This window comes from Plantactinospora mayteni (assembly GCF_016862935.1).
Classification (GTDB): Bacteria; Actinomycetota; Actinomycetes; order Mycobacteriales; family Micromonosporaceae; genus Plantactinospora; species Plantactinospora mayteni.
On sequence record NZ_BONX01000039.1, the window covers coordinates 61,338 to 83,241 of the forward strand.

At 72.6% G+C, this 21,904-nt stretch carries 22 protein-coding genes; 12 read left to right on the forward strand and 10 right to left on the reverse strand.

What is annotated here, in order from left to right; translation table 11 throughout:
- Positions 1 to 160: 160 nt before the first annotated feature.
- A complete protein-coding gene (locus tag Pma05_RS27965) occupies positions 161 to 1,015 on the forward strand; it encodes a hypothetical protein (RefSeq protein ID WP_239313246.1) in 855 nt (284 codons plus the stop codon).
- A gap of 147 nt (positions 1,016 to 1,162) precedes the next feature.
- On the opposite strand, the gene Pma05_RS27970 is transcribed toward Pma05_RS27965, so the two are convergent.
- Positions 1,163 to 2,254: a hypothetical protein gene (locus Pma05_RS27970; RefSeq protein ID WP_203860469.1), complete on the reverse strand. Its 1,092-nt coding sequence runs from the start codon at positions 2,252 to 2,254 to the stop codon at positions 1,163 to 1,165.
- 235 nt (positions 2,255 to 2,489) lie between these two features.
- A complete protein-coding gene (locus tag Pma05_RS44090) occupies positions 2,490 to 3,329 on the reverse strand; it encodes a cellulose binding domain-containing protein (RefSeq protein WP_372441568.1) in 840 nt (279 codons plus the stop codon).
- Here Pma05_RS44090 and Pma05_RS42890 point away from each other — a divergent pair.
- The 4 genes from Pma05_RS42890 (at position 3,285) to Pma05_RS27995 (ending at position 5,884) form a co-directional block, all read left to right on the forward strand.
- Positions 3,285 to 3,782: a PaaX family transcriptional regulator C-terminal domain-containing protein gene (locus tag Pma05_RS42890; protein WP_239313249.1), complete on the forward strand. Its 498-nt coding sequence runs from the start codon at positions 3,285 to 3,287 to the stop codon at positions 3,780 to 3,782. The genes Pma05_RS44090 and Pma05_RS42890 overlap by 45 nt on opposite strands.
- 216 nt (positions 3,783 to 3,998) lie before the next feature.
- Entirely contained in the window at positions 3,999 to 4,832 is an 834-nt protein-coding gene (locus tag Pma05_RS27985) for a C1 family peptidase (protein WP_203860472.1), read from the forward strand.
- Between the two features lie 45 nt (positions 4,833 to 4,877).
- Positions 4,878 to 5,240, forward strand: coding sequence for a protease inhibitor I42 family protein (locus Pma05_RS27990; RefSeq protein ID WP_203860473.1), 363 nt, complete (start codon positions 4,878 to 4,880; stop codon positions 5,238 to 5,240).
- A gap of 194 nt (positions 5,241 to 5,434) precedes the next feature.
- The gene (locus tag Pma05_RS27995) at positions 5,435 to 5,884 is read left to right on the forward strand and encodes a DoxX family protein (RefSeq protein ID WP_203860474.1); all 450 of its coding nucleotides are present in this window, start codon (positions 5,435 to 5,437) and stop codon (positions 5,882 to 5,884) included.
- 42 nt (positions 5,885 to 5,926) lie between these two features.
- Here the strand turns inward: Pma05_RS27995 and Pma05_RS28000 are convergent, their stop codons facing one another.
- From Pma05_RS28000 to Pma05_RS28035, 8 genes are all read right to left on the reverse strand, one after another.
- A complete protein-coding gene (locus tag Pma05_RS28000; protein ID WP_203860475.1) occupies positions 5,927 to 7,099 on the reverse strand; it encodes a 4-hydroxybenzoate 3-monooxygenase in 1,173 nt (390 codons plus the stop codon).
- A 61-nt stretch (positions 7,100 to 7,160) separates the two neighbouring features.
- Complete coding sequence (locus Pma05_RS28005; protein ID WP_203860476.1) at positions 7,161 to 8,453, reverse strand: CynX/NimT family MFS transporter; 1,293 nt, start codon at positions 8,451 to 8,453, stop codon at positions 7,161 to 7,163.
- A gap of 59 nt (positions 8,454 to 8,512) precedes the next feature.
- Positions 8,513 to 9,973 carry a benzaldehyde dehydrogenase gene (locus Pma05_RS28010; RefSeq protein WP_203860477.1) on the reverse strand — a complete coding sequence of 487 codons (1,461 nt, stop codon included), beginning with the start codon at positions 9,971 to 9,973 and terminating at the stop codon, positions 8,513 to 8,515.
- Positions 9,974 to 10,016: 43 nt separating this feature from the next.
- Positions 10,017 to 11,621: a thiamine pyrophosphate-binding protein gene (locus Pma05_RS43580; protein ID WP_203860478.1), complete on the reverse strand. Its 1,605-nt coding sequence runs from the start codon at positions 11,619 to 11,621 to the stop codon at positions 10,017 to 10,019.
- Complete coding sequence (locus Pma05_RS28020) at positions 11,618 to 12,511, reverse strand: ABC transporter ATP-binding protein (protein WP_203860479.1); 894 nt, start codon at positions 12,509 to 12,511, stop codon at positions 11,618 to 11,620. Before Pma05_RS28020 ends, Pma05_RS43580 begins: the two co-directional genes overlap by 4 nt.
- Positions 12,508 to 13,395, reverse strand: coding sequence for an ABC transporter permease (locus Pma05_RS28025; RefSeq protein WP_239313252.1), 888 nt, complete (start codon positions 13,393 to 13,395; stop codon positions 12,508 to 12,510). The genes Pma05_RS28020 and Pma05_RS28025 overlap by 4 nt, the downstream gene beginning before the upstream one ends.
- Before the next feature lie 52 nt (positions 13,396 to 13,447).
- Positions 13,448 to 14,299, reverse strand: a complete 852-nt coding sequence (locus Pma05_RS28030; RefSeq protein WP_203860480.1) for an ABC transporter permease — start codon at positions 14,297 to 14,299, stop codon at positions 13,448 to 13,450.
- A complete protein-coding gene (locus Pma05_RS28035; RefSeq protein WP_203860481.1) occupies positions 14,296 to 15,258 on the reverse strand; it encodes an ABC transporter substrate-binding protein in 963 nt (320 codons plus the stop codon). Before Pma05_RS28035 ends, Pma05_RS28030 begins: the two co-directional genes overlap by 4 nt.
- Before the next feature lie 484 nt (positions 15,259 to 15,742).
- On the opposite strand from Pma05_RS28035, the gene Pma05_RS28040 reads away from it, so the two are divergent.
- The 7 genes from Pma05_RS28040 to Pma05_RS28070 are packed head-to-tail and all read left to right on the forward strand — an operon-like array spanning position 15,743 to position 21,894.
- A complete protein-coding gene (locus tag Pma05_RS28040; RefSeq protein WP_307836910.1) occupies positions 15,743 to 16,924 on the forward strand; it encodes a thiolase family protein in 1,182 nt (393 codons plus the stop codon).
- A 13-nt stretch (positions 16,925 to 16,937) separates the two neighbouring features.
- The gene (gene pcaH / locus Pma05_RS28045; RefSeq protein WP_203860483.1) at positions 16,938 to 17,723 is read left to right on the forward strand and encodes a protocatechuate 3,4-dioxygenase subunit beta; all 786 of its coding nucleotides are present in this window, start codon (positions 16,938 to 16,940) and stop codon (positions 17,721 to 17,723) included.
- On the forward strand, positions 17,716 to 18,378 hold the full coding sequence (gene pcaG / locus Pma05_RS28050) for a protocatechuate 3,4-dioxygenase subunit alpha (protein WP_203860484.1): 663 nt from the start codon (positions 17,716 to 17,718) through the stop codon (positions 18,376 to 18,378). Before pcaH ends, pcaG begins: the two co-directional genes overlap by 8 nt.
- The gene (gene pcaB / locus Pma05_RS28055) at positions 18,353 to 19,801 is read left to right on the forward strand and encodes a 3-carboxy-cis,cis-muconate cycloisomerase (protein ID WP_203860485.1); all 1,449 of its coding nucleotides are present in this window, start codon (positions 18,353 to 18,355) and stop codon (positions 19,799 to 19,801) included. Before pcaG ends, pcaB begins: the two co-directional genes overlap by 26 nt.
- Complete coding sequence (pcaD, locus tag Pma05_RS28060; RefSeq protein WP_203860486.1) at positions 19,798 to 20,730, forward strand: 3-oxoadipate enol-lactonase; 933 nt, start codon at positions 19,798 to 19,800, stop codon at positions 20,728 to 20,730. The genes pcaB and pcaD overlap by 4 nt, the downstream gene beginning before the upstream one ends.
- Positions 20,723 to 21,103: a 4-carboxymuconolactone decarboxylase gene (gene pcaC, locus Pma05_RS28065; protein WP_203860487.1), complete on the forward strand. Its 381-nt coding sequence runs from the start codon at positions 20,723 to 20,725 to the stop codon at positions 21,101 to 21,103. The genes pcaD and pcaC overlap by 8 nt, the downstream gene beginning before the upstream one ends.
- Complete coding sequence (locus Pma05_RS28070; RefSeq protein WP_239313255.1) at positions 21,100 to 21,894, forward strand: IclR family transcriptional regulator; 795 nt, start codon at positions 21,100 to 21,102, stop codon at positions 21,892 to 21,894. Before pcaC ends, Pma05_RS28070 begins: the two co-directional genes overlap by 4 nt.
- The last annotated feature ends 10 nt before the right edge of the window (positions 21,895 to 21,904 follow it).

A 21,904-nucleotide genomic window follows, 5' to 3' on the forward strand; every position in this document is an offset into this window, starting at 1 on the left:
CCTGTCGACCCGAATCGGGGTGGGCGCGTCGAGCGGCAACCCATGAGATCGAGTTGGCCTCGATCGTGCCGTGGCAGGTGACGGGGAACCGACCGGGGCACCGGCCCGTCTGATTGGCATGAGAACGTGGCGAGGTGTCCGGATAACCTGTGTCGGCGCAATGCTCCTGCTGGCCGCCGCATGTGCCCGCGAGGTCACCGGTACGGGTGACGACGGACCGGGCGGAGGCTCGGGCGGCGACGCCGGCCCCGCCAACCCGAACGCTGTGGCGCTCCGGGTGGAGCAGGTCGGCGGGTTCGTGGCGCCGGCCTCCCGGCTGACCTGGGTGCCGACGGTGACGATCTACGCGGACGGGCGGGTCATCACGGAGGGCCCCCAGCTGGCCATCTATCCCGGGCCGGCGCTGCCGAACCTCCAGCAGCAGCGCATCGCTCAGGAGCAGGTCGACGGGCTGGTCGAGCGGGCCCGGGCGGCCGGGGTCGGCACCGCCACCGATCTTGGTCGACCGTCGGTCACCGACGTCCCGTCGACCCGGTTCACCGTGTCGTCCGCCGCCGGCACCGACAAGCTGGAGGTGTACGCGCTCGCCGAGGGTGCGCAGAACGCGTCCGGGCTGACCGAGGCGCAGCGTACCGCCCGGGGCGAGTTGCAGAAGCTGCTCGCCGCGCTCACCGACCTGGCCGGGACGCTGGGCCCGGACAACGTGGAACAGCCACAGCCCTACCAGCCGGAGGCGGTGGCGGCGGTGGCGATCCCGTGGCGCGCGGACGACAACGGGCTGACCGCCCCGCCGGAGGTCGCCTGGCCCGGCTCGGCGCTGCCGGGGTCCCCGCCCTCGTCCGGCATCGACCAGGGCTGCGTCGAGGTACGCGGCGCCGAGGCGACCGCACTGCTCGCGACCGCAGCCAAGGCGAACGCCCGCACCCCGTGGACCTCCGGCGGCGACCGCTGGCAGGTCGGCCTGCGGCCGTTGCTCCCGGACGAGACCGGCTGCGCCGACCTCTCCGTCGACTAGTAGATCATTCGGAAGTCTTTCTGATGTTGGTTCAGAAGGACGCCAGCCTGACCGGGGGTGGACGCCCCCTCACAGCCGCAGCCTGACCACCCGACTGCCGAAGTGCAGCACGTCGTCCGTCTCGGTCAAACCGATGCGGTCACAGTACTAGCCGCTGATGTGGATGAGGGCGGTGCGTTCTGCCCCGACCAGGAGGAGGCAGGAATCCCCCTCGCCGTCCAGGACCGATTCGAGGGGGAAGTTCTTGGCGTAGGCGAGAACGGGTGGGAGTCCGGGCGCCCCGGTGGTTTCGGTGGCGATCGTTTCGAGAAGGTCGCGGGCGAGCCAGGAGACGAGCTCATCGCCGGGGATCTCGGGCGTCGTGGAGTCGAACTCCCAGACCAGGGTCCGGGCCCGGGCCACTGCGACTATGTTGAGCTCGGACTCTGTCAGCGCGGCTTTCAGGGAGGCGGCGTCCAGTGCCCAGAGGACGTCGTCGGTTTCGTCGTCGCCCTCTTCCGCGATCAGCCAGTGTTCGTCTCCGGCCCAGCCCGAGCGGAAGGCGGCGTCGGGGTCTGCGACGTTCAGATCGATGTCATGGGTGCCGAAGGTCACCTCGAAGGTCACCGCATCGGTGTTGTTGATCCGGAGGAATTCGCTGAGCAGCGTTGTGACGCAGGTGATCCGGTACTCGGGCGCATCGTTGGCGTGGGGGACGTTCGGGGTGGGGGCCAGCACCAGAGCCAGACGCGTTGTCGTCTTGCCGGAGCGCACCAGCAGGTGCAGCTCATCGTCCAGCGCGGGACCGCCCAGCTCGGCGGCCACCGTGATCCGCAGCAGGTCCGTACCGTCTGCCGTCAGGTAACCGGCCAGGTACCCGGCGAGCGCGCGGCCTCGCCGGTCCAGGCCGCCGGGTCCCGACTCCATTGCTTCGATGAGCAACGTGAACGCCTGCTCTGCACCTGCGTCCGGCAGGCCCCAAGAGGCGTGCAGGGGGCTGTCGGATGTCTCGTCCGGGTCGTCGATGTCGAACCGCTCGACGGACACCGGATGGCGCCGCCCGTCGGGGCCGGCGAACGTCAACGGGAACGCCCCGTAGTCCAACACTTTGGCCAGGGAGGGCGCGGCGGTCCACTCTTCCTCATCGGACCATGGAGCTTCGCCGTAGACGACCGCCAGGCGCCATCGCGGCAGCCACAGCGCAAACAGGTGCTCAACGGCTTCGAACGGGCCGATGTGGTGAGGCGCCGCCTTCGTCAATGTCCAGCCCTCCGAGGTCCACTCCTGTGATCACAGCGGAGGCTACCGGGAGCGGATCGCGGCCATCAACGAAGCCACGGGCCGCAGACCGCCGATGTCCTGTCCGCCCAACGCCGCGAACGTGCCCGCATCCGCAGGGAACGACAAGGTGGCGGGGCCAGCCTGCGACCCGAGCAGCCTGACCCCAACACCTCAGACGTTCGCCGGTCACCGCGCCAGCGAGATCTTCCGGCGGTCAGCCCCAGTAGCCGATGGCCTGCCGGCCGAGCGACTGCTGGCCCGTCGTGTTGGCGTGGCAGCCGTCGGAGACCTCACCGCTGCGGAGCCGGAACGTGCCGGGGTAGATCACGTTCTGGGTCGAGTCGGCGGCAGCCTGCCGGGCCATGCTGTCGGTCAGTTCCGGACCGCCGGAGCCGGCCAGGAAGCAGGTCTGGCCGGCATCGTAGAGCGGCTGACCGGAGATGTAGATCGTCGCGCCGGGGGCGGCGTGCTGACGCGCGTTGGCGATGAGCTGCCGGACCTCGTTGTAGGTGACGCCGTTCTGGGCGAAGATGCAGATCTGCACCCAGACGGTTGTCGGTCGGCCGTACTGGGCCGCCTGCCGATCGAAGCTCTGCCAGGAGGCGGAGTTGGTGTTGGTCCACGACTGGACGACCGCTCCGCCCGTGCCGTACGGGCCCCACATGCGCTGGCCGCCGACCGCGCGGTATCCCTGCGACACGTTCTCGGCCATCGAGCAGCCGATGAAGCCCATCGTGTTCGGGCCACCCGTCGGGGGCGTCGTCGGTGGTGGGGTGGTGGGCGGCGTGGTGGTGGGCGGTGCCGTGGTGGGTCCGGCGGTCGGCGTCGGCTGGGTCGTGCCGTTGCAGGCCGTGCCGTTGACCGAGAAGTTGGTCGGCACCGGGTTGCTGCTGTTGTTCCACGAGCCGTTGAACCCGAAGGTGGTACTGGCGTTGGTGGCGAGGTTGCCGTTCCAGCTTGTGTTGCGGGCGGTGACCTGCGCTCCGCTCTGGGTGACGGTGGCTGGCTGGTGGTACTCGCCCGCGCCGCCGAGACCAACCGTGCTGGTCGGCACCTGCTGCGTACCCGGTTCCGGTGGGGTGGCTTCGGCAACCCGGCACCCGGGATCTGGGTCAGTACCCGAACCGACCGGGTCGGGGAGGTGGAGCAGGTGCTCAGGGAGGCGGGCGTACACGAGGAGGCGCAGATCTTCCGCTCCGAGTACCTTGCCGGTGGCGACCTTCCGACGCTGGTTCGGCAAGCCTGGGACCTCGACGAGGTGGCGCGGGAGCACGAGGCTTTCGTCTCGGCGTTCACCGCACCGCCCTCCGCCGACCCGATCGTGCGGGTCAGCACGCTCGTGCATACCTGGCGCCAGATTCTCTTGATCGATCCCGCGCTGCCGGCGGAACTCCTGCCCCCGGGCTGGATCGGCCTGCGCGCCGCGGAACTCTTCCACCGGCAGCACGCGGAGTGGGAACCGGCCGCCACCCGCGAGTGGGAGCGCATCAGCAGGCAGCCGCGCTAGGCCCGGCGCGGCGTGTCGTCGGCTGCGGTCCTTCGACGGAGGCCCGTGACACGCCGTCAGCTCGGGCGGACTCGCCGGATCGGACCCTCAGGATTGTGCCGAGGGCGCACAATGGGTGCCGCGGCGGCTACGGGACGGGTTCTGCGGCGATGTCCGGGCTGGACCGGAGGCCGTCGGTGTCCACCCGCCCGTCAGGGCCCGGCCGAAGGCGAGTCGATGGAGCAGGAGAGACGTTTCGCGGTGGATCCGCCGGAGACGAGCGCGAGCAGCATCCCCGGTCCGCAGTTGCTGGGCCGGCTCTACCGGCCGGATCCCCGGGACTGGGACATCCCGCGCCTGCTGGAGATCGCCGAGCCGGCCGAGTCGATCCGGCAGATGACCGTGGAACAGGTACTCACCGAGACGCCGTACTTCTCGGACTGGCGGGCGTACCTGGTCTTCTGGCGCTGGCTGCGTACCCAGCGGCAGCCGAAGGTGGCACCGGCCGTGGTCCCGGACAGGGCGCCGGCCTGGGAGTTGACCGTCCAGCTCGACCAGGGGCAGACCGGCCACTGTGTGGGTTTCGGCTGGGCGGGCTGGGTGGACGCGATGCCGGTCGCCGGGACGTACCAGAACGCCGACGGGCACGCCCTCTACTACGAGGCCAAGGTGATCGACGGCGAGCCCGGCAAGGAGAACGGCTCGACGGTCCGGTCCGGGGCGCTCGCCGTCCGGGAGCGGGGCCGGCTCGCCGCGTTCGCATTCGCGCGTACTCTGCCGGAGATCGACGAGTGGGTCGACAGCCAGGGCTCGATCGTGGTGGGCACCGCCTGGACCGCCGACATGTTCAACCCGGACGAGAACGGGTTCGTCAAGCCGACCGGTAAAGGGACGGGCGGGCACTGCTATCTGATGCTCGACCGGATCGAGTCCGAGGACGCGTACCTGTTCCAGAACTCCTGGGGTGAGGCGTGGGGCTGGGGCGGCCGGTTCAAGATGAAGCGCGCCGACTTCGACGGCCTGCTCCAGAACGAGGGAGAAGCGTGCTGTGCGGTGGAGTTGCCGCACTAGCCGGCCGGGCCGGACCCTCCCGCGCATCCGGGATCGGAGTACGGCGTGCCGCGCCTTGACCTGACCGAGGCGGACGGCGGCCGGTCGTACCCGGCGGTGCCGGGGGATCTGGTGGTCGTCCAGCTCGCCGAGACGCCCAGTTCGGGGTACCGGTGGCAGCTCGACGCGGTGGACAGCGACGTGCTCGCTCCGGCCGGGGACTCGTTCCGGCCGGAGCAGGAGGGGCTGGGCGGCGTCGGGACCAGGCAACTGCGGTTCACCGCGACCGGGGCCGGCCGGACCGCGCTGCGGCTGGTACTGCTGCGCGGCTGGGAGCCGGGGGAGCGGCCGGCGCGGCGGTTCGAGGTGACGATCCACGTCACCGGTGGCCGGAATCACGGATGCCGGACCGGGCGCGTCGACGATTGACGAAAATGGAACTTTTCCAATTTGAACGGCGCGACGCCTTCGCCTTACCCTTTCACCTGCGAACTCAGCACGGACCGTACGGGGCGGCTGCGAAACGCCCAATGGACAGCTATTGACAGCCATCAATATAAATGGATAGCGTGGCTACGCCGTGGGACCCAACAGTTATTCCTGCCAGTCGCAAGGAGTGTCCCATGCCCAACGTCCGAATCGTCGACGTCGTCACCACGCTCTTCCGGATCGTGCTCGGCCTGCTGTTCGCCCTGCACGGCGCCGCCTCCCTGTTCGGGATCTTCGGCGGCAACCGGGGCACCGGCGAGGCGATCCCGATCGGCACCTGGCCCGGGTGGTATGCCGCTCTCATCCAGCTCGTCGGCGGACTGCTGGTACTGGTCGGCCTGAGCACCCGCCCCGCCGCGATCATCTGCTCCGGCTCGATGGCGTACGCGTACTTCGTGGTGCACCAGCCCGACGGCCTGTTGCCGCTGAACAACGGCGGCGAGACCGCCGCCCTGTTCTGCTGGTCCTTCCTGCTGGTCGCCGCCCTCGGCGGTGGGCGCTGGTCGCTGGACGGCGGGCTCGCCCGTCGCCGGGGCCGTGGGGTGGCGGAGGAGCCCAGCACGGTGGCCGCGACCGCACGCTGACCAGCCGTCGGCACCGCCCCTGACGAAGAGGCGGGTGCCTGATCAGACCTCGGGGAGACCGACGTAGTTCTCCGCGAGGCTGGTCGCGTACGCCCGGGACGAGGTGACGTAGCGCAGCGTCGAGAGCTGCAACTTCGCCTCGTACGGGTCGTCGGTCCGCAGCCGGTGCAGCAGCGAGGTCATCCACCAGGAGAAGTGCTGGGCGCGCCAGACCCGACGCAGCGCCGTGTCGGAGTAGGCGTCCAGCAGGTCCTCCCGACCCTCCCGATAGAAGGCGGCGAACGCGTCGCCGAGCAGCGTGACGTCGGCCAGCGCCAGGTTCATCCCCTTGGCGCCGGTCGGCGGCACGATGTGCACCGCGTCGCCGGCCAGGAAGAGCCGCCGCCACCGCATCGGCTCCACCACCAGGCTCCGCATCCCGGTGACGCTCTTCTCCAGGATCGGCCCCGTGTTGAGGGTCCACCCCGGAACCGTCTCCAGCCGGGTACGCAGCTCCGACCAGATCCGCTCGTCCGGCCACTCCGCGATGTCGGTCTCCGGCTCGACCTGGAGATAGAGCCGGGAGATCTCCGGCGAACGCATGCTGTAGAGCGCGAACCCCCGGTCGTGGTGGGCGTAGATCAGCTCCTCGGTCGCCGGGGGAGCCGCGGCGAGTATCCCTAGCCAGGCGAAGGGATAGCTGCGGTCGTACTCGGTCAGTTCGCCGGCCGGCACGCTCGGCCGGCTCACCCCGTGCGAGCCGTCGCAGCCGGCGACGAAATCGCAGTGCAGCTCCTCGGCACGGCCCTGGTGTCGGAACCGGATCACCGGCGCGTCGGAGTCGAGCCCGGCGAGGCGTACGTCGGAGACCTCGAACCGGAGGTCACCGCCGGCGGCCGTACGGGCCGCGATCAGGTCCTTCACCACCTCCTGCTGGCCGTAGACGGTGATCGCCCGTCCGGTCAGCTCGGTCATCGCGATCCGGTGCGCCGCACCGCCGAAGCGCAGCTCGATGCCCTCGTGCCGGAGCCCCTCCCGGTCCAGCCGTTCGCCGAGCCCGCAGCTCCGGAGCAGGTCGACCGAGCCCTGTTCCAGCACACCGGCCCGGATCCGGTGCTCGACGTACTCCCGGCTGCGGCACTCCAGCACCACCGACTCGATGCCGGCCCGGTGCAGCAGGTGCGACAGCAGCAGACCCGCCGGCCCCGCCCCGACGATCCCGACCTGGGTACGCATCCTTCACTCCCTGACCTCTCGCGACTTTCCACACCATCGGGCGGAGCACCGGGGCGGCATGTCACACCTGCCGGTCCCGGCCCGCGCCGAACGCACTCACCGTCATCACCACCGTCACCACCGCCAGGGCGGCGAGCGGCAGGGTCCAGCCGGTGGCGGCGTCCCGGAGCGCGCCGATCAGCACCGGAGCGGTGGCGCTGAGCAGGTAGCCGATCGACTGCACCGCCCCGGAGAGTTCCCGGGCCGACCCGGGTGTCCTGGCCCGGACCACCAGCAGGGTCAGGACGAGGCTGATCGAGGCGCCCTGGGCGAGCCCGGCCGACACCGTCCAGAGTGGATACAGCGAGGGCAGGGCGAGCAGGCCGAGTACCCCGACCGCCCAGCCGGCGCAGACGACCAGCGCCAGCACCCGCTGGTCCGGCCGGCGGACCGCCAGCGTCGGCACCACCAGCGCGGTACCGATCCCGAGCAGGTTGAACACCGCCAGCGCCGCCCCCGCCCGGGTCGGCTCGACCCCCTGGTCCCGCAGCATGCTCGGCAGCCAGGTGAGCAGCGCGTAGTAGAGCATCGACTGGGTACCCATGAAGACGGCGAGCTGCCAGGTGACCGGGGAACGCAGCACGCTGCCCCACGACCGGGCCGGCTCCGGTGCCGGCGCGGTGTTCCGGCGGCGTACCTGGGGGAGCCAGCCGAGCGCCGCGACCGCGGCCAGCCCGCCGATCGCCAGCAACGAACCCCGCCACCCCAACCCCATCGCGTACGCCAGCGGCGCGCTCACCGCCGCCGCCAGCGTCGCACCGGTGGCCAGCGAGGCGGTGCTCAACCCGGTGGCCAGGCCCGGCCGGCCCGGGAAGTGCTGCTTGACCGCGCTCGGCACCAGGACGTTGCCGACGGTGATCCCGGCGCCGACGATCGCGGTGCCGAGCAGCATCCAGCCGGTCTGCGGCAGGGTCCGGGTCAGACTGCCCAGCACGATGCCGAGCATCGCGGCGAGCAGCGCCAGCTCGATGCCGACCCGCCGGCCGAGCAGCGCGGCGAACGGGGCGAGCAGCCCGAAACAGAGCACTGGCAGGGCGGTGAGCAGCCCGGCCGCGCCCCGGCCCAGGTCCAGGTCGACCTGTAGCTCGGGCAGCAGCGGCGGGACCGCCACGATCGCCGCCCGCAGGTTCAGCGCCAGCAGCACCACCCCGAGCAGCGTCAACCAGCCGCCCCGGCCCATCCCGAACCGGCCCCCACCCGAAGCCCCCGACCCGCCGCGCCCGTCGGCCGGCCCGGTGGCCGCGCCGGGCGTCGAACCGCCGCCCGGCTCGGCGCCTGGATCGCTGCCCTGACCGCTGCCCGGACCGGCGCCCACCTCGGTGCCCTGGGCGCCCGAGTCGGCCGCCCGGGCGCCGGGAAGCGGGGATTCGCGGTTCAGAAGGGGTACCTGGTGATGTCGCCCTGCACGGTCACCCACTGGGTCTCGGTGAACGCGGCGAGGTTGGCCGCCGGCCCGCCCAGCCGGGGACCGTTACCGGAGGCGGCCACTCCACCGAACGGGGCGACCGCCTCGTCGCTGACCGTCTGGTCGTTGATGTGCACGATGCCGCTCGGTACCCGCTCGGCGAAGGCCATCGCCTTCATCACGTCCCGGCTGAGGATGCCGAGCGAGAGGCCGTACTCGCTGTCGGCGGCGAGCTTGGCGGCCTCGTCCAGGTCGGCGAAGCTGAGTACCGGGGCGACCGGGCCGAAGACCTCGTGCGCGTACGCCGGGGTGGCCGGGGTGACCCCGGAGAGCACCGTCGGCCGGTAGAAGAGGTCCTCGTACGTCCCGCCGGCCACCAGGGTCGCCCCCGCGTCGACGCTGCCGGTGACCAGTGAGTGGATCTTGTCGCGCTGCCGCTCGTCGATGATCGGGCCGAGCGCCACGTGATCCCGGGCCGGGTTGCCGACCGGCAGGTGCGCCGCCTTCTCGGCCAGCCGGTCGACGTATTCGTCGGCCAGCGACTCGTGCACCAGGTGCCGGCCGGTGGTCATGCAGATCTGCCCCTGGTGCAGGAACGAACCCCAGGCGCCGGCCGAGACCGCCAGCTCCAGATCGGCGTCGTCGAGTACGACCAGTGCCGAGTTGCCGCCGAGTTCCAGCAGTACCCGCTTGAGGTGCCGGGCGGCGGCCTGCCCGACCTGCCGGCCGGCGGAGGTCGAGCCGGTGAAGCTGATGAGGCGTACGTGCGGATCGGCGACCAGCGCCTCGCCCGCCTCCGGCCCGCCCGGCAGCACGTGCAACACCCCCGGCGGCAGCCCCGCCTCCTCGAAGATCCGGGCGACCGCGACCCCGCCGGTGACGGCGGTCCGGGGATCGGGCTTGAGCACCACCGCGTTGCCCAGGGCCAGCGCCGGGGCGACCGAGCGGACCCCGAGGATGATCGGCACGTTGAACGGGGAGATCACCCCGACCACCCCGACCGGCAGCCGGCGGGCCAGGCTGAGCCGGGGCTGTGCGCTCTGGATGATCTCGCCGAGCGGGTGCGAGGCGAGCGCCGCCGCCTCGTAGCACTCCTGGGCGGCGGTGTCGGTCTCCAGGGTCGCCTTCGGCGGCACCGAACCGGTCTCCCGGACGATCCAGTCGCCGACCTCGGCGGCGTGCTCCGCCCACAACTGCCCGGCCCGGCGCAGCACGGCGGCCCGCTTGTCGTAGGGGGTCGCGGCCCAGTCGCGCTGGGCCTGGGCGGCGCGGGCGGCGGCCCGGGCCACGTCGGCGGCGTTGGCGATGCCGGTACGGCCGATCTCGTCGCCGGTGGCCGGTTCCACCACGGCAGCGTCGCCGCCGTCGGCCCGGACCCAACCGTCGCTGTAGATCCTGCCGTGCCAGTCGGCCGAGTCGAGAAGAGTCACGGGAAACCTCCTTGGGGAGTGGTGGCGGTGCATGTGGACGGGGTCACGGCGCGAAGTGCGGCTCCGGGCTCACCGCGACGTCGAGCAGCAGCGGTTCGGTCCGGGTGGCCAGGGTCGGCACGACCTCGTCCAGCACTTCGAGGAGTTCCGGGTGGGTCCGGATCCGCCGGGCGGGACAGCCGAACGAGCCGGCCAGGCCGTGCACGTCGACCTCGCCGAACGCCGGCCAGGGCGGCTTGCCGCCGTACTGCTCGGTGAGCCGGTCCAGCACCGCGTACCGGCCGTTGGAGAGGATCACGTAGAGCACGCCGCAGTTGTAGCGGGCGGCGCTCCACAGGCCCTGGATGGCGTAGAGCGAGGAGCCGTCGCCGAGGATCGCCACCACCGGGCGGGTCGGGTCGCCGAGCCGGAGTCCGGCCGCGGCGGGCAGCCCGAAACCGAGGCCGCCCATTGCCGCGCTGACGAAACCGCGCGGCTGCCGGGCCGGCAGCATCCGGTGCAGCTCCGGCCGGGTGGACGGGGTCTCCTCGACGAGTACGACATCGGCCGGCAGCCGCCGGGCCAGCGCGGCGAAGACGTGGGTCGCCCGCAGTGGCTCACCGGGTGCCGGTGGTGGCACCGGAGCGGGGTGCGGGCGGTCCGGGGCGGGGCGGTCCCGGTGCGCCACCCGGGCGGCCAGTGCCGCGCAGAGGTCGGCCGGGTCGGCCAGCACCGCGAGGTCCGCCTCGCTGCGGTGCACCTCGTCGGGGTCGGCCGAGACCACCGCGACGGTCAGCCCGGCCGGCAGCAGCGGGCCGGGCTCGTAGACGTACTGCCGGAACGCGGCGGTGCCGACGACCAGGGCCAGGTCGTGCCCGGCCAGCGTGGCGCGCAGCCGGGACCGGGCGTCCGGCAGGTGACCGGCGAACCGGGGATGGTGCTGCGGAAACCCGGCCCGGGCGCCGAACGCCTCCTGCCAGACCGGTGCGCCGATCCGGTCCGCCAGTGCGGCCAGCGCGTCCCAGGCCGCTTGGCCGTCCGCCCCCGCACCGACCACCAGCACCGGGGCGGTGGCCGCGTCGACCAGCCGGGCCAACTCGTCGACCGCCGGGCCGGGTGCTGCGGGAACGGGCGCGTGCACCCGGTCCGGTGCGGCCCGGCCCAGCGACGGGTCGACCTCGGCGGTCCAGTCGTCCATCGGCACGACCACCAGGGCCGGGCCGCGCCGCAGGGACGCCTCGTGCCAGGCCCGGCGTACCGCCGACGGCACGTCCTGGGCCAGCACCGGCTGCTCCACCCAGACCGGGTATGGGCCCGCGAGCTGGTCGAGCCGGCCGGCGAGGAACGGCTCGGCGGCCAGGTGCCGGCGGTCCTGCTGCCCGACGAGTACCACCAGCGGGGCCCGGTTGACCCGGGCGGTGGCGAGCGCCCCGACGGCGTTGCCGAGTCCCGCCGTGGTGTGCAGGTTCAGCACCGCCGGCCGCCCGGTGGCCAGCGCGTACCCGGTGGCCATCCCGACCACCGAACCCTCGTGCAGGGCGAGTACGAAGCTCAGGTCGTCGGGCAGGTCGGCGAGGAAGGCCACCTCGGTCGAGCCCGGATTGCCGAACACCCGGTCCACGCCGTACCCGCGCAGTACCGCCAGGGTGGCGTCCCGGACAGTGGTCATCGGGTTCCCACGGGCGAGTCCGTCGGCTCGGGACCGGCGGCATCTTCTTCAGCACGCGACTGCTGCCCGGCGGACGCGGACCAGCCGCGTTTGGCCCGTTGGATCTGGCCGAACACCTGGGCCCGCAGCTCGCCGAACCGCGCCGACGACCGGGTACCGAGCTGGTCCCGCTCGGCCGGCAGGTCGATCGCCACGTCGTCGAGTACCACGGTCGGCGACCCGGAGAGCACCAGTACCCGCTGGCCGAGGTAGACCGCCTCGTCGATGTCGTGCGTGACGAACAGGATGGTCACGCCGAGCCGCTGCCACAACGACCGGACCAGGTCTTCCAGGTCGGCCCGGGTCTGCGCGTCGACGGCCGCGAACGGCTCGTCCATCAGCAGGATGTGCGGCTCGTACGCGACCGCGCGGGCCAGCGCCACCCGCTGCTGCATGCCGCCGGAGAGCTGCCATGGATAGGCTCCCGGCACGTCGCCGAGGCCGACGGCGGCGAGCGCGTCCCGGACGAGTTCCTGGCGGCGGGGCCGGGTCAGCGACTTCTTCTGCTTCAGCGGCAGTTCGACGTTCTGCTGCACGGTCATCCACGGGAAGAGGCTGCGGCCGTACTCCTGGAAGACCACGGCCATGCCCGGCGGCGGACCCTGCACCGGCGCGCCCTCCAGGACCAGGTCCCCGGAGGTCGGCGGGAGCAGCCCGGCGATGCACTTGAGCAGGGTGGTCTTGCCGGCGCCGGACGGGCCGACCACGCAGACGAGTTCGCCGGCACCGACGGCGAAGGTGAGATCCCGGACCGCCTCGACCGACCGGCCGCGCCCGGTGTAGACCTTGCGGAGCGCCCGGACGTCGAGCAGCGGGCCGGTGCCGTCCTGGGGGAGATCTGTCGGGTTCATCGCTGCCCATCGTCTCGTTGTGACTGCCGGAGGCCGAAATACCAGCGCAGGGCCGACCGCTCGAAGAGCCGCAGCAGCATGGCGAGCAGGAAGCCGAGCAGCCCCAGCAGCAGGATGCCGGTCCACATGTCGGTGACCGCGAAGGTCCGCTGGAACTGGGTGATCGTGTAGCCCAGCCCGTTGTTCGCGGCGAACATCTCGCTGATCACCATCAGGATGATGCCGACCGAGAGGGCCTGGCGCAGGCCGGTGACGATCTGCGGCGAGGCGGACCGGACCACCAGGTGCCAGAGCCGGGCCGGGCCACGGATGCCGTAGCAGCGGCAGGTCTCGGTCAGCACCTCGTCGACCGCCCGTACCCCCTCGACCGTGTTGAGCAGGATCGGCCAGACGCAGCCGGAGAGCACCACCAGCACCTTCATGGTGTTGCCGAAGCCGGCGAAGAGCATCAGCACCGGTACCAGCACCGGCGGCGGGACGGCCCGGAGGAACTCCAGCACCGGTTCGCAGAACGCGCGGACCCGCCGGAAGGAGCCGATCAGGACGCCGAGCCCGACCCCGACGACGACCGCGAGCAGGAATCCGGCGGCGAGCCGCAGCAGGCTCGGCAGCACGTCGGCGCGGAGCCGGTCGCTGCGCAGCCACACGTCGTCGAAGCTGGCCAGGATCTCCGAGAGCGGCGGGAGATAGAAGGTCTGGCTGTCGGCCGAGAGCACCCACCAGAGGGCGAGCAGCCCGAACGGCAGACCGAAGACGGCGGCCGTCCACCACAGGGCCCGGCCAAGGGTCGCCGTGATCCGCCGCCCCACGCCCGACCGCTGCCGGCTGGGTCGCTTCGCCACCGGTTGCGAGTCCTGCCGGGCTGGTTCAGTGCGTACGCTCACGTCCGCTCGTTTCGTTCGTCGTCGCTGCGGTGCCGGTCCGGCGGCCGGGTCGTCACCGGGTGCCCTCGGCGCGTACCGAGGGGTGCCAGGAGAGCACCGCGCGTTCGAGTTGCCGGGCCAGCACGTTGACCGCCACCCCGAGCAGGCCGGTGACGATGATCAGGGCGTACATCGAGTCGACCGCTCCGCCGGACTGGGCTCGGTTGATCTCGTTGCCGAGCCCCGGTGCGCCGATGATCAGCTCGGCGGTGATGGCCAGGATCAGCGCCACGGCGGCGGCGAGCCGTACCCCGGTCAGCAGGTATGGCAACGCGGTCGGCCAGAGCAGGTGCCGGATCCGGGCCCACCGGCCCAGCCCGAAGGTGTACGCGGTGTCCCGGGCGACCGGGTCCACGTCCCGTACCCCGTACAGCACCTGGACGAGTACCTGCCAGAACGCCGCGTAGACCACCAGCAGCAGTACGGAGCGCAGGTCGGTGCCGAAGAGCAGCACGGCGAGCGGGATCAGCGCGACCGAGGGGATCGGCCGGAGGAACTCGACGGTCGAGGCGGTGAACTCGCGCAGCACCGGCACGGTACCGAGGGCGAAGCCGACCAGTACGCCGAGGGCGACCGCGATAGCCAGGCCGAGGAACCAGCCGCGCAGCGTGTCGGTGACCGCCGTCCAGAACCGGGGCTCGCCGAGCAGTTCGCCGAGGGCGACCGCGATCTCGCTGGTCGGCGGCAGGTAGTTCGCCGAGACCAGCCCGAGCCGGGGTACCGCCTCCAGCACCAGCAGGAAGGCGGCGAAGCCGAGCAGCCCGAGCAGGGCGTTGCCGCCGCGCGGCCGACCGGTACCGCCGGACCGGCCGGCCGGGGCCGGTGCGGTCGCGGCGGGCGGCGCTGCGGTGGCGGCTCGGGTCACGGGAGAATGTCCGCGACGTCGACCTTCTCCTTGATCAGCCCGTCGGTCAGCATCAGGTCGGCCAGGGTCTGCACCGACTCACGGTTGATCTCGGCGGGCCAGGCCGGCAGGGTGATCTTCGCGGCCACCGCCGGGTCGATCTGGGTGTACGTCTGCAACACCTGACGCGCCTCGTCCGGGTGCTCCTGGGCGTACTTCAGGGACTTGTCCATCGCGGCCTTGAACCGCTTGGTCAGGTCGGCCTTCTGGTTGATGGTCTGCTCGGTGGAGAAGTAGGCCGCCACCGTCATGTTCGGGATGGCCTCGGCGAAGTTGTAGGCCACGACCCGGGCGCCCTGGTTCTGCGCGATGGTGAAGAACGGCTCGACGACCATCGCGGCGTCGACCCGCTTGCCCAGCACCGCCGCCGGCATCTCCGGGAACGGCAGCTCGGTCCACTTGATGTTCGACGGGTCGCCGCCGGCCTTGCGGATCGACGCCCGGGTGGTGGTGTCGGTGATGTTGTTCAGGTTGTTGATCGCGATGTTCTTGCCGGCCAGGCCCTTCGCGTCGGTGATCGGGCTGTCCGGCGGCACCACGACGCCGCCGAAGTCCGCGCCGGGCTTGCCGGTGGAGGAGTTGCCCACCGTGATCGCCTTGACCGGGATGTTCTGCGAGCGGGCGGTGATCAGCGAGACGACGTTGCCGAAGGCGAAGTCGAACTGGCCACTGACCACGCCGGTCACCGCGATGGAGCCGCCGGTGGTGTTGACCACCTCGATCTCGATGTTCTGCTCCTTGAAGAAGCCCTTCGTGTTGCCCAGGTGCAGCGGGGCGACGTCGACGATGGGGATCGCCCCGACCTTGACCTTGTCCACGCCGCCGGAGCCGCCCCCGGAGGAGTCGTCGGACGAGGAGCCGCAGGCGGTGACGGCGAGGAGGGTGGCAATCGCGGTGGTGGTGACGGCGAGACGGCGCATGGGGTCTCCCGGCGTCCTGCGGTCCTGTCGGGACCGGGCTGAAAGGCTCAAACGGAGCCTCGGGGGTGGGTGGTGGTCGCTAGCCGAACGAATGTTCTCATTTGGAACGTTGGCACAGTGACCGAGTTCACGTCAACAAGCGCCCCGCAACTTCTCCGCAACGTCGCCGAGCGGTGCGCCGAGCGGCACCGGGACCTCGTTGACGGATCGGGGGGCCGGGGATTACGTTCGTCATAAGCACGGGAGTCCGCATATCGAACGTGCGTCGATCGGTGCACCGGACGCGACGAGGGGGCGCATGACGACCGACCGTCCCGCCGGCCGCCGCCGGTCGACCGCCCGCGCCGGAGCGCCCTCCCGGCATACCAGGCCGTCCACCGCGCCGACAAACCCGGCCGGTGGCGCCGGGCTACCGCGCCGGCAGCCCGGCCGGGCCGCCGGTAGCGTCGGGCCGACCCGGCGATCCCGGCAGTAAGGAGACATGGTGACCAACGACGTGTACGTCCTCGACGCCGTACGGACCCCGATCGGTCGGTACGGCGGCGCCCTCGCCGGGGTACGCCCGGACGACCTCGCCGCGCACGTACTGCGGGAGGTGACCCGGCGCAGCCCCGACCTCGACCCGGCCAGGATCGACGACGTACTGCTCGGCAACGCCAACGGGGCCGGCGAGGAGAACCGGGACGTGGCGCGGATGGCGGTGCTGCTGGCCGGGCTGCCGCCAACGGTGCCCGGCGCGACCGTGAACCGGCTCTGCGGCTCCGGCCTGGAGGCGGTGATCGGGGCGGCCCGGGCGATCGCGGTCGGCGACGCCTCGATCTGCGTCGCCGGTGGCGTCGAGTCGATGACCCGGGCCCCCTGGGTGCTGCCGAAGCCGGAGAACGGCTATCCGCGCGGGCACGAGACCCTGCACTCCACCACGCTGGGCTGGCGCATGGTCAACCCGGCGATGCCGGTCGAGTGGACCGCCTCGCTCGGCGAGTGCACCGAGATCCTCGCCGAGCGGTACGGGATCTCCCGGGACGAGCAGGACGCCTTCGCCGTACGCAGCCAGCGGCTCGCCGCGCGGGCGTGGGCCGCCGGGGCGTACGCCGACGAGGTCAGCGCGGTACCCGGCACCGAGTTGGAGACCGACGAGAGCATGCGACCGGGTACCAGCACCGAGGCGCTGGGCCGGCTCAGGCCGGTGTTCCGGCCGGACGGCACGGTCACCGCCGGCAACTCCTCCCCACTCAACGACGGGGCCAGCGCAGTGCTGCTCGCCGACCGGGCCGGTGCCGAGGCGGCCGGCCGTACCCCGCTGGCCCGGATCGTCTCCCGTGCCGTGGTCGGCATCGAACCCCAACTGTTCGGGATCGGCCCGGTACGCGCCGCCGAGGAGGCACTGCGCCGGGCCGGCATCGGCTGGGCGGACCTGGCGGTGGTGGAACTGAACGAGGCGTTCGCGGCCCAGTCGCTGGCCTGCCTGGCGCAGTGGAAGGAACTCGACCCCGAGATCGTGAACCCGCAGGGCGGGGCGATCGCCCTCGGCCACCCGCTCGGTTCGTCCGGATCGCGCATCCTCGGCTCGTTGGCCTGGCAACTGCACCGCCGGGGTGGTGGGCTGGGTCTCGCCGCGATCTGCATCGGCGTCGGCCAGGGCCTGGCCGTCGTACTGGAAGCCTGACGGGAGGACGGCCATGACCACCGAGCACATCCGTTCCGCCGAACCCGACCTGCCGGCGGGCGGCCCGGCCCGGCCCAGCGGGCTCGTGTTGCCCCGCTACCGGCACGACGATCCGGACACCCACCCGCCGATGCTCTTCCCCGACTACGGCTCGACCAACCTGCGCGCCCCGAAGCAGCCGCTGGCGCTACTGCCGCAGCGGCTGACCGAGGTCACCGGGCCGCTGCTCGGCGCGGGCCGGCCAGGCGACCTGGACCACGACCTGACCCGGCAGCACGCCGGAGAGCCGCAGGGCCAGCGGATCATCGTGCACGGCCGGGTGCTGGACGGCAACGGCCGGCCGATCCCGCACACCCTGGTGGAGATCTGGCAGCCGAACGCCGCCGGGCGGTACCGGCACGTCAACGACAACTGGCCGGCACCGCTCGACCCCAATTTCACCGGGGTGGGCCGGACGCTGACCGACGCCGAGGGCCACTACCGGTTCGTCACCATCCAACCGGGCGCCTATCCCTGGCGGAACCACCCCAACGCCTGGCGGCCGGCGCACATCCACTTCTCCCTCTTCGGCCAGGCGTTCACCCAGCGGCTGGTCACCCAGATGTACTTCCCCGGCGACCCGCTCTTCTTCCAGGATCCGGTCTTCAACTCGGTCCGCGACCCGCTGGCCCGGGAACGGCTGATCTCCCGCTACGACCACTCGGTGACCGAGCCGGAGTGGGCGCTCGGCTTCGAGTTCGACCTGGTGCTGCGCGGCCGGGAGGCCACGCCCTTCGAGGACGGCGACGACGATGACTGAGCACACCGACCTGACCCCGACCTTCGGCACCGGCCTGGCCGTCGGCACCTCCGCGTCGCCGGTCGGCACGGCGGCGCTCGCCCCGACACCGTCGCTCGGCTCGACACCGGCGCAGACGGTGGGGCCGTACCTGCACATCGGTCTGCTCTGGCCGGACGGTCCGGAGGTGGTGCCGGAGGGCACTGCGGGGGCGTTCTGGATCCGTGGGCAGGTCTTCGACGGTGCCGGGGCGGTGGTGCCGGACGCGCTGGTGGAGACCTGGCAGGCGGACCCGGACGGCCGGTTCGACCATCCGGACGATCCCCGGGGCGCCCAGTCGCCGGCAGTACCCGGATTCCGGGGCTTCGGCCGCAGCGCCACCGACGCCGACGGCCGGTACGAGATCCGTACCCTCAAGCCCGGCGCCCTGCCCGGCGCGGACGGCGAGACCGAGGCACCGCACCTGAACCTGTCGATCTTCGCGCGTGGCCTGTTGCACCGGCTGGTGACCCGGCTCTACTTCCCGGACGAGGAGGCGGCGAACGCCGCCGACCCGGTACTCGGCGCGATCGACCCGACCCGCCGCGCCACCCTGGTGGCCCGGCCGGCCCCGGACGGGCTCCGGTTCGACATCCACCTACAGGGCCCGGATGAAACCGTCTTCTTCGCGGTCTGAGCCGGAGCCGCCGCGCGGCAGCGGCTCGGCGACCCGGACGCCTTTCAGCAGCAGCGGCTCGGCGAGCCAGGCGGCCGGCGGCGGACTGCTCTCCGGGTTGTCCGGCGCCGCCGAGGTGGACGCCGAACTCACCGACCCGGCTCTGTTGACCGCGTTGCTCGACGTGGAGCGGGCGCTCGCCGAGGCGGGCGCCGAGTGCGGCGTGCTGCCGGAGTCGGCCGCCGAGGCGATCGCGCAGCGGTGCCGGCCGGAGGTCTTCGACCTCGCCGCGCTCGCCGAGGGGGCCGACGCCGCCGGCAACCCGGTGGTGCCGCTGGTCCGCCAGCTCACCGCGGCGGTACCGGCCGCCGCCCGGCCCTGGGTGCACCACGGCGCGACCAGCCAGGACGTGCTGGACACCGGGTTGGTCCTGGTCGCCACCCGGGCCGGCGCGCCGCTGCTGCGCCAGCTCGACGCCGCGATCGGTGCCGCCGCCGGGCTCGCCGACCGGCACCGGGACACCGTGCTGCTGGCCCGTACCCTCGGCCAGGCCGCCGCGCCCACCACCTTCGGGCTGAAGGCCGCCGGCTGGCTGCTCGGGCTGCTGGACGCCCGGACCCGGCTGACCGCCGCCCGGTCCGCGCTGCCGGCACAGCTCGGCGGCGCGGTCGGCACGCTGGCCGCGCTCGGCCCAGCCGGGCCGGAGGTGGCCGACCGGCTCGCCGCCCGGCTCGGCCTCGCCGCGCCCCGACTGCCCTGGCACACCCGGCGTCAACCGCTGCTCGATCTGGCCGCCGCGCTCGGCAGCCTGCTCGCGGCCACCGGCAAGGTCGGCCTGGACGTCGGACTGCTCGCCCAGACCGAGGTGGCCGAGGTCGCCGAGGGCGGCGGTCCGGGCCGGGGCGGCTCGTCGGCGATGCCGCACAAGCGCAACCCGGTGGACGCGGTGCTGCTCGGCGCGGCTGCCCGGCGCGGGCCGCACCTGGTCGGCACGCTCTTCGCCGCCGCCGTCCAGGAGCACGAACGGGCCACCGGCGGCTGGCACGCCGAGTGGGAGCCACTGCTCGACCTGCTGCGGCTGGCCGGCGGAGCGACCGCCCGGACCGCCCGGCTGCTGTCCCGGCTGGAGGTGCGCCCGGAACGGATGCGGGAGAATCTCGACGCGCTCGGCGGCCGGATACTCGCCGAGGCGGTCGCCGCCCGGCTCGCCCCGGCGCTCGGCCGGGCCGACGCGCACGACGTGCTGGCCCGGGCCGTCGCCGCACCGGACTTCCGGGCCGCGCTGCTGGCCGACCCGGCCGTCCGGGCCCACCTCACCGAACGCGAGCTGGACCAGGCGCTCGATCCGGCCAACTGGCTCGGTTCGGCCGGCACCTTCGTCGACGGCGCGCTCGGGGAGTACCGGGCGTCCGAGGCGTACCGGAATTCGGAGAAGAGGACATGACATTCCGGCTGCACGCCAACGTGGACGGGTCGGTCGACGCGCCGGTGCTGGTGCTGGGCAGCTCGCTCGGTACCTCCGGAGCGATGTGGCGGCCGCAGTTGCCGGCGCTGACCCGGCACCACCGGGTGATCCGGTACGACCACCTCGGGCACGGTGACTCCGACGTGCCGACCGGCCCGTACACGATCGCGGATCTCGGGCAGGCCGTGCTCCGGCTGCTGGACGACCTCGACCTGCCCCGGGTGTCGTACGCCGGGCTCTCCCTCGGGGGGATGGTCGGGATGTGGCTCGCCGCCAACGCCCCCGACCGGATCGACCGGCTGGTGCTGCTCTGCACCTCGGCCTGGCTCGGCCCGGCCCACGGCTGGCGGGACCGGGCCGCCGCGACCCGGGCCGGTGGGGTCGAGGCGGTCGCCGACGCGGTACTGGGGCGCTGGTTCACCCGGGGCTTCGCCGCGAGCCGGCCGGAGGTGGTCGCCGGGTACCGGTCGATGCTCACCGCGACCCAGCCCGAGGGGTACGCCGGCTGCTGCGAGGCGATCGCCGGGATGGACCTGCGGGACGACCTGGCCCGGATCACCGCGCCGACCCTGGTGATCGCGGGTGCGAATGATCCCGCGATCCCGATCGAGCACGCCCGGGTGCTGGCCGACCGGATTCCCGGCGCCGGGCTGCGGGTCGTCGGCGACGCCGCCCATCTGGCCAGTGTGGAGCAGCCGGACCGGGTCGGCCGACTGATCCTCGACCACCTCGGCGGCGCGGCCGACCCGCCCGGGACCGTGTCGCCTGGGACCGTGTCGCCTGGGATCGCGACGGCTGGGACCGTGTCGCCTGGGAGCGCGTCGACCGGGGACGGGGCGATGGGGGTCGCGTCGGCCGGGGACGGGCGGCCGGAGCGGAGCGGGTGGAAGGAGCGAATGGATGGATGACCGGGAGCGGCACGCGGCCGGGATGGTGGTCCGGCGGGAGGTGCTCGGCGACGCGCACGTGGACCGGGCCGTCGCCGGCACCGACGAGTTCACCGCTGACTTCCAGGACCTGATCACCCGGTACGCCTGGGGCGAGATCTGGACCCGGCCGGGGCTGGACCGGCGTACCCGAAGCTGCATCACCCTCGCCGTGCTGGCCACCCTGCATCACGACGAGGAGTTGGCGATGCACGTCCGGGCGGCGCTGCGAAACGGGCTGACCCGCGAGGAGGTCCAGGAGGTTCTGCTCCAGGTGAGCGTCTACGCTGGCGTTCCAGCGGCGAACCGGGCATTCAAGGTCGCCCAGGAGACTCTGCGGCAGGAGGACGGGTGACCGAGGTGATCGAGGAACCGGCCCGGACAGGTGAGTTCGTCCAGTCGTTGGAGCGGGGACTCGCGGTTATCCGGGCGTTCGACGCCGACCATCCGCAGTTGACCCTGAGCGAGGTGGCCCGGGCGACCGGACTGACCCGGGCGGCGGCCCGACGGTTCCTGCTCACCCTGGTCGAACTCGGCTACATGCGTACCGACGGGCGGCTCTTCTCGCTGCGTGCCCGCATCCTCGAACTCGGGTACGCCTACCTGTCCAGTCTGAGCCTGCCCGAGGTCGCCCAGCCACACATGGAGACCCTGGTCGCCGAGGTACACGAGTCCTGCTCGATGTCGGTACTCGACGGCGACGAGGTGGTCTACGTCGCGCGGGTACCGACCAAACGGATCATGACGGTGGCGATCAGCGTCGGCACCCGGTTCCCGGCGTACGCCACCTCGATGGGGCGGGTGCTGCTGGCTGCCCAGCCGGCGCAGTGGCTCGACACCTATTTCGACACCGCCGAGCTGCGTCCGCTCACCCGGCGTACGATCACCGATCCGGTGCGGTTGCGGACCATCCTGAACCGGATCGGCACCCAGGGCTACGCGATCGTCGACCAGGAACTGGAGGAGGGCCTGCGCTCTCTGGCCGCGCCGATCCGGGACGCCGACGGCGCGGTGATCGCGGCGCTGAACGTCTCCGCGCACGCCAGCCGGGGCAGCTCCGAGGTGATCCGCAAGGAACTGCTGCCGCCGCTGCTCGCCACCGCGAAGCGGATCGAGGAGGACCTGCGCGGCGGCCAGCTCCGCTAGGAGCGCGTCG